This window comes from Burkholderia sp. 572, from assembly GCF_040545135.1.
Lineage (GTDB): Bacteria > Pseudomonadota > Gammaproteobacteria > Burkholderiales > Burkholderiaceae > Burkholderia > Burkholderia cepacia.
Map to the genome: position 1 here is coordinate 438,022 of NZ_JBEPLH010000001.1, position 12,559 is coordinate 450,580.

4 protein-coding genes are annotated in these 12,559 nt (G+C 61.3%); all 4 read left to right on the plus strand.

Annotated elements, in window-relative coordinates:
* Positions 1–217: 217 nt before the first annotated feature.
* The 4 genes from bcpA (at position 218) to ABIC51_RS02055 (ending at position 12,464) form a co-directional block, all read left to right on the plus strand.
* Positions 218–9,634, plus strand: coding sequence for a contact-dependent inhibition toxin BcpA (gene bcpA, locus ABIC51_RS02040; RefSeq protein WP_354006319.1), 9,417 nt, complete (start codon positions 218–220; stop codon positions 9,632–9,634).
* Positions 9,635–9,636: 2 nt separating this feature from the next.
* On the plus strand, positions 9,637–10,449 hold the full coding sequence (bcpI, locus tag ABIC51_RS02045) for a contact-dependent inhibition immunity protein BcpI (RefSeq protein ID WP_175898486.1): 813 nt from the start codon (positions 9,637–9,639) through the stop codon (positions 10,447–10,449).
* Between the two features lie 71 nt (positions 10,450–10,520).
* Entirely contained in the window at positions 10,521–10,703 is a 183-nt protein-coding gene (gene bcpO, locus ABIC51_RS02050) for a CDI system lipoprotein BcpO (RefSeq protein WP_226159916.1), read from the plus strand.
* 75 nt (positions 10,704–10,778) lie between these two features.
* Positions 10,779–12,464 carry a ShlB/FhaC/HecB family hemolysin secretion/activation protein gene (locus tag ABIC51_RS02055; protein ID WP_370448785.1) on the plus strand — a complete coding sequence of 562 codons (1,686 nt, stop codon included), beginning with the start codon at positions 10,779–10,781 and terminating at the stop codon, positions 12,462–12,464.
* Positions 12,465–12,559 lie beyond the last annotated feature (95 nt).

Below are 12,559 nucleotides of genomic sequence, written 5' to 3' on the forward strand. Positions count from 1 at the left end.
TATACGAAAGGTCCGCTTGAAATCGGTCTGGTCTGGCCGACGGATTCCTTGAGAAACCGATTGGGGATGTCCGATTCCACGTCAATCAGACGAGACTGAAATTCGAAATTTGTGTTTCTCCGTCAACAACTTGGCAATATTTGACAGTCATTCTTCGATGTTTCAGTAAGCTCGCGTTCAATAACCAAACGAACGGACGCGGGCCGCGTCGACCAGAATGAATAAGAATGCGCACCGCCTGGTGTTTTCCAGGCTTCGGGGTATGGTGGTGGCCGTCGCGGAGACAGCGACAGCTGAAGGGAAATCCGCAACAGGCGAAGCTCGCGCGCGGCGGCGGTCGTCGACGTCCGGCGCTCGCGTCCTGGTGGCGGGCGTCGCCGCGCTCGGCATGCTGCCCACCCTCTCCGGTGCGCAGATCGTCCCGACGCCCGGCACCAGCACGCAGGTGATCCAGACGCCGAACGGCTTGCCGCAAGTCAACGTGGCGCGTCCCTCGAGCGCGGGCGTATCGGTCAACACCTACAACCAGTTCGACGTACAGAAGGCCGGCGCGATCCTGAACAACTCGGCCACGATGGTTCAGACCCAGCAGGCGGGCTGGATCAACGGCAACCCGAATTACGGCGCAGGCCAGGCCGCGCGGATCATCGTCAACCAAGTCAACAGCCCGAACCCCTCTCAAATTCGGGGCGCTTTGGAGATCGCAGGCGCTCGCGCCGAGCTGGTCATCGCTAACCCGTCCGGGATTTTCGTGGACGGTGGAACCTTCCTGAATACCAGCCGCGCAACCTTGACGACCGGCGTGCCGTACTACGGCGCCGACGGTTCACTCGCCGGTTATAACGTTAACCGCGGGCTCGTAACCGTGTCAGGCGCCGGCCTGAACGCAACCGGTACCGATCAGGTTGACCTTATCGCCCGTGCCGTACAGGTGAATGCAGCGGTCTATGCGAAGAACCTGAACGTGATCGCCGGGGCGGCCCAAGTCAACCACGACACGCTTGCCGCGACGCCGATCGCCGGCGACGGCCCCGCTCCGGCGGTCGCGATCGACGTGAGCCAGTTGGGCGGAATGTATAGCAATAGGATCTTCCTCGCATCGAATGAATTCGGCGTGGGGGTGGCCAACGCCGGTACGATCGCTGCGCAGGCGGGTGATCTCACATTGCAGTCGAACGGCCGACTTGTGCTGACGGGCAAGACGACCGCGAGTGGCAACCTCGCGCTGTCGGCGGCCGGCGGCATTCAGAACAACGGCACGACGTACGCGCAGCAATCGCTATCGGCCAGCACAAGCGCCGACCTCACGAATAGCGGCACGTTCGCTGCGCAGCAGAACACGACCGTGAACGTCGGCAGCGTCAATTCGACCGGCACGCTCGGCGCGGGTGTGAACAACGACGGTTCCGTCGCGCACAGCGGCGACCTGAATCTGACGGCGTCGGGCCAGCTCACCGCGACCGGCCAGAATGTGGCGGGCGGTAACGCGTCGCTGACGGGCGGCAGCGTGAATCTCGCCGGCAGCCAGACGGCCGCAAACGGCAATCTGTCGCTGAACGCGACGGCCGGCGACGTGAATCTCGCAAATGCGACGACGAGCGCACAAGGCGCCATTCAGGCGAATGCTTCCGGCACGGTGATCAACGATCACGGCAGCTTGTCGAGTGGCGGCAGCACGACGCTGACCGGCGGCAACCTGTCGAACCAAGGCGGCAAGGTCTCGTCGCAAGGCCCGCTGTCGGTCAACGTGGCCGGCCAGATCGCCAACCGGTCTGGCGAGATGGTGTCCGAAAGTACGGCGGAGGTGCGTGGTGGCGCCATCGCAAACAACCAGGGCACCGTTCAAAGCGCGGCCGGGATGACGGTGGCCGGCGCGTCGCTGGACAACACGGCCGGCCGGATCACGTCGCTTAACGGCGACGGCCTGTCGGTGATGACCACCGGTCAACTGACCAATGCGGCGGGCACGACCGCGAACGGCGCGCACGGCGGCGTTATCGGCGGCAACGGCGATGTGTCGGTCCAAGGCGCAAACGTTGTCAATCGCGGCGTGATCACCTCCAATACGAATCTGCGGGTATCGGGCCAGTCGGTCGACAACGGCAGCGGCACGCTGCAGGCCGCGCAAAAGGTGGTTGTCGACGCAGGCGTGCGCCTGGTCAACAACGGCGGCTCGATCGTCGGTCTGACGGCCGCGCTGACGGGCACGACCCTCGACAATAGCGCGGGTGCCGTACAGGCCAACCAGGTGTCGTTGAACGCGACCGACCTCGTGAACCATGGCGGTACGATCACGCAGACCGGCGCCAGCGCGATGAACGTGAACGTGTCGGGCACGCTCGACAACTCGAATGCCGGCACGCTGCAAACCAACAGCACCGACCTGGCGCTCACCCCCACCGCACTCGTGAATGACGGCGGCACGATCACGCATGCCGGCAACGGCACACTGACGCTCGGAGGCGGCTCGGGCTCGATATCGAACGTAGGCGGTTCGATCGCGAGCAACGGACGCGTCGCCGCCCAAACCGGCGCGCTAAACAACGCGGCGGGCTCGATCAACGCGCAGAGCGGGCTGACGGCAACCGTTGCCGGCACGCTGAACAATGCAAGCGGCAAGCTGTTGTCGAATACGGATTTGAGCGTCACCAGTGGCATGCTGACGAACGATGGCGGCCAGATCGGTGCGGGCACGAACGCGGCAATCCACTCAGGCTCGATGACGAACCAGAACGGTTCGATCGTCGCGCCGAACCTGTCGATCGCGGCCGACTCGACGCTCGACAACAGCGGCGGCAAGCTCGAGGCCAATCAGATTGCGCTCACGGCAGAAAACCTCGTCAACCACGGCGGCACGATTACGCAGTATGGGTCGTCAACGATGGGCATGAATGTCAGCGGCACGCTCGACAACTCGGCCGCTGGCGTGATCCAGACCAACAGCACGGATCTGACGCTCAAGCCCGCCGAGCTGAACAACGCAGGTGGCAACATCACACATGCCGGCACGGGCACGCTGACGATCGCACCGGGCAATGGCTCGAGCGCGCTGAACAACGCGTCGGGCACCATCGTGACGAAGGGACAAGCCATCGTCAACGCGGCCGCCTGGAACAATGCGAGCGGTATCCTCGCCGCGCAACGCGGCATCAATGCGACCATCGCAGGCGATGTGAACAACGCGCAGGGCCTGCTGCGATCGGACGCGTCGCTGTCGTTGAAGAGCGGCGGTGCCTTGTCGAACCAAGGTGGCCACGTCCAGGCCGGACAATCTACTGCTGATGACACCAGCACACTCGACATTCAATCGGCTTCGATCGACAACGCGGACGGCGCCATTGTCGACCTCGGTGCTGGCAAGATGACGGTGCAAGGCGACAACCAGATCGCGAACAGTCATGCCGGCGGTGTGTCGGGCATGGGTGCGATTACCGGTAACGGCGACGTGACGGTCAGCGCGGCATCGATCAGCAATACGCAGGGCGGTCAGCTCAGTGGTGCATCGCTGCATGTCCAGGGGAACTCGCTCGACAACAGTGGCGGCATCATCGGTAACGTCACGAATTCGAACGGCAACGTGAACGTCACGACGACCGGCGCGGTCACGAACACGAACGGCCAGATCGGCTCGACGCACGACCTGTCGGTCGCAGCGGCCACGTTGCAAGGTGGCGGCACATACAGCGCGGCGCACGACGCCAACGTGAACCTGCAGGGCGACTACACGGCGGCATCCGACACGCAGTTCAACGTCGGTCACGATCTCGCCTTCACGCTGCCCGGCACCTTTACGAACAACGCGAGCCTGCAGTCGGTCAACAACCTGAGCGTCAATGCGGGCAACATCGTCAACGCGGGCGCCCTGACGGCCGGCGGCTTGCTGCGTACGCAGTCGACCGATCTGACCAACACGGGGGCGCTGGTCGGCGCCAGCGTATCGCTCAACGCGACGAATACGATCTCGAACCTTGGACCGACCGCGTTGATCGGCGGATCGGACAGCAACGGTATGCTCGAAATCCTCGCGCATGACATCGAAAACCGCGACGACACGACGGCCACCGACTCGATGGCGACGACGGCCATCTTCGGCATGGGCAAGGTCGTGCTGGCAGGAGGCAAGGACGCAAACGGCAATTACACGAACGCCGCGCTGGTCAACAACGTGTCCGCGCTGATTCAGTCCGAAGGCGATATGGAATTGCATGCGGACAAATTGACGAGCACGCGCCGCGTGATGAAGACCTCGACGAGTTCGATCGATCCATCGCTGCTCGGCCAGTTCGGTATTCCGATCAGCGGCCGTACTGGCCAGGTCGGCGTGAAGGATCCGTACAGCATCGGCGGCGTCTACACCGAGCCGCCTCACGGCGGTCAGTGGAACAGCACGTATCAGTTCACGACCTACTATGCGGACAGCGCGACGGCGACGGCTGTAACGGACATCAGCCCGGCTGCCCAGATCGTGTCGGGCGGCAAGATCGACGCCTCTTCGGTCGGTACGCTGCAAAACTACTGGAGCAACATCGCGGCGGTCGGCGACATCAAGATGCCAGCCCGCTACGATGCCGACGGCTGGGCGGCGTCCGGTCAGAAACTGCCGGGCGTGTCGGTTTCCTACTCGGGGCAATATCACTACAACAATTACGATAATTCCGAATATGACTGGAAGCTTCCGTTCGGCAATGCGCCGTTTGTCGGCTCTCGGCCGGGTGGCTACACGCAGGCGGCGCCAGCATCGATCAAAGACTACAAGCTGCCGCGTTACGATGCGACGTTGAATTCGAACGGCACGATTTCCGGTACTGGAGTGAGTGTCAACAACTCGGCGGGCAACGCATCGATCCCGTCGCTCGGCCTGCTGCCGGGACAGTCGGTGCCGGGTCTCACGCCTACCAATCTGAGTGGGAACGCGAGCGGTGCGAAATCGGGGGCGTCGTCCGTGCACGGCGGTGCGCCCGCGCCGGTCGACCCGATCATCGCCAGCGCGACGGCGCTGAACGTGCTGAACAATCTCGCCATTCCGCAGGGCGGATTGTTCAAGCCGACTACCGCGCCGAACGCGAGCTATGTGATCGAGACGAACCCTGCGTTCACGAACCAGAAGAATTTCATTTCGAGCGACTACTTCTTCGGCCAGCTCGGCGTCGATCTCACGCATATTCCGAAGCGACTCGGTGACGGCTTCTACGAGCAGCAGCTCGTGCGCAACGAAGTCACGTCGTTGACCGGCAAGGCGGTACTCGGGCCGTACGCCGACCTGGAGACGATGTACCAGTCGTTGATGGCGGCCGGTGCGAGCCTGTCGAAGTCGCTCGATCTTCCGATCGGCGCGAGCCTGTCTGCCGATCAGGTATCGAAGCTGACCAGCAACGTAATCATGATGGAAACGCGTGTGGTCGACGGTCAGTCGGTGTTGGTGCCCGTCGTGTATCTCGCGAAGGCCAGCCAGCAGAACATCGACGGCCCGCTGATCAGCGCAACGAACATCGATTTCCAGAACGCGCAGTCGTTCACGAACAGTGGCACGATCAAGGCGGACAACACGCTGGCAATCCAGGGCAAGCAGATCGACAACGCATTCGGCGCGCTGCAAAGCGGTGGGCTGATGTCTCTGAAGACAGAGAACAACATCGATCTGACGTCGGCGAACGTGAAGGCGGGCAGCCTTCAGCTTGATGCCGGCAAGGACTTGATTCTCGACACGGCGACGAAGACGAATGCGCGCGTGAGTCGGGACGGCGCGACGAGCGTGGTGACGACGCTCGGGCCCATTGCCAAACTGGATGTCGCGGGCAACGCGTCGATCGTCACCGGCGGCAACTTCCAGCAGAACGCGGGCAACCTGTCGGTCGGCGGCAACCTCGGGATGAACGTCGGCGGCAACTGGGATCTCGGCGCGGTGCAGACGGGCGAGCACAAGATCGTGCAGCGGGCGAACGGTGTGTCGAACACCGACATCAACAAGGTCACCGGCAGTTCGGTGACGGTTGGTGGGCAGTCGAGCATCGGCGTGGGCGGTGATTTGACGGCCAAGGGCGCGCAGATCGACCTCGGCCAGGGCGGCACGATCGCCGCCAAGGGCGATGTGACGCTCGGCGCGGCGAGCGCGACGTCGACGGTCAACAGCAACAGTTCAGGCAGTGATAGTCACGGCAGCTACGCGGAAACGCTGCACACGTCCGATCAGGCACTGTCCGGGACGACGCTCAAGGGCGGCGATACCGTTACGTTGGCGTCAGGCAAGGATCTTACAATCAGCGGTAGCACGATCAGCCTGGATAAGGGTAATGCGAACCTGATGGCGGCCGGCGATGTGAATATCGGCGCCGCAACCGAAACGCACGAGCTGAATTCGCACGAAACGCACAGCCATAGCAATGTTGTCAGCGGAGCAAAGATCGCGAGCGGGATCGACCAGACGGCGACCTATAGCCAAGGCAGCACGGTGTCGGCCGACGGCGTCAACATCGTCAGCAACCGCGACATCAACGTGACGGGCAGCAACGTCGTTGGTACGAACGACGTCACCTTGCAGGCGAAGCGCGACGTCAACGTCACGACCTCACAAGACACGACTCAATCGTCCAGCTACTTCGACAAGAAGGAGTCGGGTCTGCTCACGAACGGTGGTTTGTCTGTGACGGTGGGCTCACGCTCGGCCGCGCGGCAAGACCAAAGCAGTTCCGTGACGAACAAAGGGAGTGTGATCGGGTCATCGCAGGGCAATGTGACGATCCAGGCAGGGAAGGATGCGTCGATTACGGGCAGTACGGTTGTTGCGGGCCAGGATGTCGGCATCACGGCACAGAACGTGACCGTAAATGCCGCATACGATACCTACAAGGACGCGCAGTCTCAGAAGTTCAGCCAATCGGGTTTGAGCGTCGGATTGGGTGGCGGCCTGGTCGGACTCGGACAGTCGATGGCAGGCGCGGTCCGCCAAGGCCAGCAGTCGGGTGACTCGCGTCTCGTGGCAGTGCAGGCGGTGGCGGCGGCCGAGCAGGCTTACCAGAACCGCGGCGGGATCAAGGACGCGGCCAATGCACTGTCGAACGGCAACGTAAGCGAGGCTGCCAAGGGTGTTCAGGTACAGCTCAGCATCGGATCGAGCCATAGCAGCAGCAATGCGACGACATCGATCTCGAGCGCGAAAGGTTCGTCGATCATCGGCAACGGCAACGTCTCCATTACCGCGACCGGCACGCCGGACGCGAACGGAAATGTTCAGGCAGGTACCGGCAACATCGCGATGACCGGAGCGTCGGTACTCGGCAAGAATGTTGCTCTCGACGCCAACAACGCGGTCACGCTGCAAAGCGCGCAGAGCACCGATCAGAGCACGAGCTCGAACAGTTCGACCGGCTGGAATGCGGGCGTCGCGATCGGCGTGGGCAAGAACACGGGCATCAGCGTCTTTGCGAATGGCTCGAACTCGCACGGCCAGGGCAACGGCGACAGCGTCACGCAAACCAACACGACGGTGGCGGCCGGCAACTCGCTGACGATGAAGTCGGGCGGCGACGCGACGCTGTCGGGCGCCAAGGTGTCTGGCGACAAGGTCAAGGTAGATGTCGGCGGAGACTTGACGATGACGAGCCTTCAGGATACGTCGAACTACAGCAGCAACCAGCACAACACGGGCGTCAGTGGCAGCTTTACGTTCGGCTATGGTGGTGGCGTCGACGCGTCGATCGGCCATACCAGTATCGACGCGAACTATGCGTCGGCGAACCAGCAAACCGGCATCGTGGCAGGCAATGGAGGGTTCGAAGTCAACGTGACGGGCCATACGCAGCTCAACGGCGCGCAGATCGCGAGCGCGGCGCCGGCCGACAACAATACGCTGACGACCAGCAGCCTCGGATTTACCGACATCCAGAACAAGATGTCGTATTCGGGCTCGTCGGAAGGTTTTTCGACGTCGGGTGGGCCGAACTTTGCGCAGACGGGTGACAGCGCGAGTGGTGTCACGCATGCTGCGGTGAGCCCGGCGAAGATTGTCGTGAAATCGGATGAGCAGAACGGCACGGACAGCACGTCCGGCCTGTCGCGTGACACGGCGAACGCGAACCAGACGGTGGAGAACACGTTTAACCTGCAGAAGGTCCAGAACAATATGGCCTTCGCCCAGGCGTTCGGCAAGGTCGCGACTTTCGCGGTAGCGGAAGCGGCGACGCAGCTGGAAAACAGCAGCCCGCAGATGAAGGCGCTGTTCGGCGAAGGCGGGGCAGGTCGTGACGCGCTGCACGCCGCAGTGGCGGCGATCGGGGCGGCGCTGTCGGGCGGGAACGTTGGTGGTGCCGTCGCGGGTTCTTTGGCCGGAGACGTGTTGCAGTCTCTGGCGCAGCCGATCATCGATCAGACGGTGAGCCAGCTGCCGCTGAGCGCGCAATCGGCGGCGCGGAACGCGCTGAACGAGATCGTGGCGACGGCAGGCGGAGCGGCGGCTGGCGCTGTCGCGGGTGGCGGGTCATCCGGCGCGCTGGCCGGTGCAGGATCAGCCATCAACAACGAGCTTTACAATCGACAGCTTCACGTAGAAGAGGTGAAGGTCGTCGAGCAGCTCGCGAAGGAAAAGGCGCAAGCGGTATGCCGTGGCGACGCGAGTTGCGTTGCGAAGGCAACGACCTACTGGACCGACATGCTTGAGCGCGCGGCGAAGGGAGTGGTCGACGACACCGCCAACAAGGAAAACATGGCGTACCTTCAGACGCTGATCCAGACGGCGAACAATCCGACCAGCGAAGGCGCAATGGGCGGGCTGAGCTCCTACCTGGCGAACCTTCAGACCGCGCAAGATATGTTGTCGCAGTATATGGGCAAGCCGATTCTGGTCCGCGGCACGCCGATCATCTCCGCCGGTTCGGCTCAGACGTATTTCAGTGCGACACCGGAGCAACGTTCCAATCAAAGCCTCAATGCCATTTTGGGCTCGCTGCCTGGCTCAATCGTGCCGGGTGCGAGCCAACGTGATCAGAATCGAGTGGATTCCTTCGCGACGCAAAACGGCTCCGTGAAACCCGATTACACGATCGAGGAAACAGTCATCGGCGGTATCCTTACCAACAAAATCGCGTCGACGGCCGCGCGCGTGGGCGAGTCGATTGATGTTTGGTTGGCGGGGCCGGTGAATCCGACGGGCAAAGGGTTCATCAGCACCGGCAAGATGACGATGGAGAGCATGCCGGTGAAATTGAATACCGCAGAACAAGGCGTGCTGTCACAACTCGACCAGCTGCCGTCCAAGGATTTGCAGGGACAGGCCCGTGAATATGTGGCGAACAACTACTTCGTACGGAATGGCTTTACGCCGCTTGATGGGAAGTGTGGGGCCAATTGCTTTGACGGCGTCTACATCAAGGGCGACACTGTCTACGTCAATGAAGTAAAGCCGTTGAACAAATCTGGCTCGATTGACTTAAATCCTGAAAACCCGGCGACCGGACTTCCGACTCAGCAAACGGATACTTGGGTGGAATACGCCATTAAACGTCTGAAAGACACCGAGGACCCGCAATTCGTTAACACGGCAACTGTTATAGAACAAGCCATGAAAAAAGGAAAGCTAGTGAAGTTGGTTTCCGGAGTTGACTCCAATGGAATGGTTATTGTAAAGATTCCCCGGAATTAACCATGACAAATCGAACAGCATTGGATAAATTGGCGAATTTTGTTAAAAATGAGAGAGATGGAATTCCCGAGCTTGTTCATGATGTGATATATCGACGAAATAAAGTTCGCCTTGGCATTGTTTACAATGCATTGGCAAGTCGTGCGCGAGCACAGGCAGTTTTTGATTATTTTTCCGATAGAAATATCGCTGCTAGCAAGCAAAATTTTTATCTATCGTCAAAATTTTCCATAGCGAGTTGCGATTTGGATGGAGGTGCTAGTTTCACCACAGGACTTGAGATGCTCTGTGCGATCTTGTCTGATAATGAAAGTGTTATTGAGGCAGTGGCACGGATGGAAACGTCAGCGCTGTTGAATGGAAGAAATGATCCAAAATCGGCGGCGGCGTTTCAATACAGATTCCAGCTCGCGATCATGGGTAAGGATCAGGAGTTGGAGGCGTGTATCGAGGAGGTGAGAAAAAAGGGAACCAAAGCTGATCGACAGGCCATTTCAAATGGTGAGTATTTTTTCTCATTGCTTCTAGCTCGCGATGCCGCAGGGTTAAGGGCGTTGATCGAAAAGCGGCACGCAAACGTCAAATGCGTTTGGCCGGATTTGGAGAACTTCATCTCATACCTTGGGACGCTTGAGACAAAAATTTGCTGGCGACGTGGCATCCAAATTGAAATTGACCATCCGCTGGTGCCAATGGAGCTGATGCCCGTCAAGCCACTCGATCACTACGATGACGTCTACGACTTTCTGAAGCCGGGGTGGGTGCCGCCTCCGCAGGGACTGATTGGCCGCGTTTCCCGGTGGTTTAAGACGTGATCGGCGCACATCGCACTCGCTTTGAGGCAACGATGAAGAAATGCAAATGGCCCGTAGCCCTAGCGTTTGTCATGTCGACGCTTCTCGCTGCATGCGAGACCGTGCCACCTGATGCACCTCCGCGTCCTCCACCGAAGCCGGAAATGGAGCCCGTGTTGCCGTCGTGGTCGAGCACGATCTGGGTCATGGGCTTCTGGAAATGGAGCGGTACCGAATGGGTTTGGATTCCGGGACATTTAGCACCCAAACCATAAAATCGATCGAACAACGCCACTTCTATGACAATCCGTACCCCGGTCATGCTGCTGTCGGCCGCATGGCTGATTCCAATGGCCGCGTCGGCGCAAGAAGCTCCCCGCCTGATCAGTTCGGGTAACGACCAGCAAATCCGACAACAGGAAGAGGCGCGCGAGCGCGAGCGGACCGTCTCCGCGCCTGGAGTGCGATCGAACCTGACGGCCAGCGCAGGGTATCCAGCCCTGCCGTCCGAAACGCCCTGCTTTCGCATTGACCGTTTCGCCCTCGACGTTCCCGATGCGCTGCCCGCTTCCCTGAAGTTGCAAGGCGCATCGACGTTGCCGATGGATCGCTTCGCCTTCGCGCGTGAATGGCTCGAGCACTACACCGGCCAGTGCGTTGGCAAACAGGGGCTCGACGTGCTCGTCAAGGGCCTGTCGCAAGCGATCCTTGCGCGCGGATACGTCACGACGCGCGTGCTGCTTCCCGAACAGGATCTGTCGACCGGCACCCTCAAGTTTTCGCTGATCCCCGGCGTAATCCGTCACGTGCGTTTCGCCGACGAAAAGCTCCGCGGCACCTGGAAAACAGCCTTCCCGACCGGCGACGGCGAACTGCTGAACCTGCGCGACCTCGAGCAGGGCCTCGAGCAGATGAAACGCGTGTCGAGCCAGGACGTGTCGATGCAGATTGTCCCGGCCGACGTGCCCGGCGAGAGCGACGTCGTGCTCGACGTGAAGCGCGGCAAGCCGTGGACCGTCGTCGCCTCGATCGACAACTCGGGCACGCGGGCGACCGGCCGCCTGCAGGGCAACCTGTCGCTCGGCATCGACAATCCGCTCGGCCTGAACGACATCTTCAACATCGGCGTGAGCCAGGATCTCGAGTTCGGCGACAAGCGGCTCGGCTCGCACGGCTGGAACGGCTTTTATTCGATCCCGTGGGGCTACTGGACCGCAACGCTCTCCGCATACACAAGCACGTACTACCAGCAGATCGCCGGCGTGAACCAGACGTTCATCGCGAGCGGCAATTCGAAGACGGTCGACCTCAAGCTGAACCGCGTGCTGTCGCGCAGCCAGAACGACGTGTTCGGCGCGCAGTTCCGGCTGTCGCGCCGCTTCGGGCAAAGCTTCATCGAAGACACCGAGATCCCGCAGCAGCGCCGCAACAACACGTTCGTCGAGTTTGGCCTGACCGATCGCCATTACTTCGGCAACGCGCAGTTCGACGGCACGCTCGCGTACCGGCAGGGCATCGGCGCATTCGGCGCGCAGGACGACAGCTTGGCTGCCGACGGCGGTCCGACGTACCGCTACAAGATGGCGGTGCTCGACGCGAACCTGTCGGTGCCGTTTGTGATCGCGCAGCAGCCGTTACGTTACGTGACGACGTTCCACGGCCAGTACACGGGCAACACGCTGTACTACATCGACGACCTGACGATCGGCAGCCGCTATACGGTACGCGGCTTTGACGGAGAGACGATGCTGGCGGCTTCTCGCGGCTTCTACTGGCGCAACGAATTGCAGGCGCCGATCGGGCAGACGGGTATGGCGGTCTACGCGGGCCTCGACTACGGTCGAGTGTGGGGCCCGCAGCCGGTCGCGCTGGTCGGCACGCAACTGGCAGGCGCCGTGATCGGCGTAAAGGGTAGCGTCGCGACTCGATTGGGCGCCTACGGTTACGACCTGTTTGCCGGCACACCGATCTACAAACCATCCGGATTCCAAACGGCACGCGTGACGGTGGGTTTTCAGGTCACGGCACAGTTCTAATGAAGCGAGCGCAATGCGGCACCCGGCCCGCCGTCGTCGGAGAGGGTGGTGGCGAGGCTCGAGAGCTGACGACTTCGACCGTATAGAGCGGGGTA

Excerpts from the sequence above, each read along its gene's own strand:
- bcpA (WP_354006319.1), top strand. The coding sequence starts at position 218 with ATGAATAAGAATGCGCACCGCCTGGTGTTTTCCAGGCTTCGGGGTATG.
- bcpO (WP_226159916.1), top strand. The coding sequence starts at position 10,521 with ATGTCGACGCTTCTCGCTGCATGCGAGACCGTGCCACCTGATGCACCT.
- ABIC51_RS02055 (WP_370448785.1), top strand. The coding sequence starts at position 10,779 with ATGGCCGCGTCGGCGCAAGAAGCTCCCCGCCTGATCAGTTCGGGTAAC.
- bcpI (WP_175898486.1), top strand. The coding sequence starts at position 9,637 with ATGACAAATCGAACAGCATTGGATAAATTGGCGAATTTTGTTAAAAAT.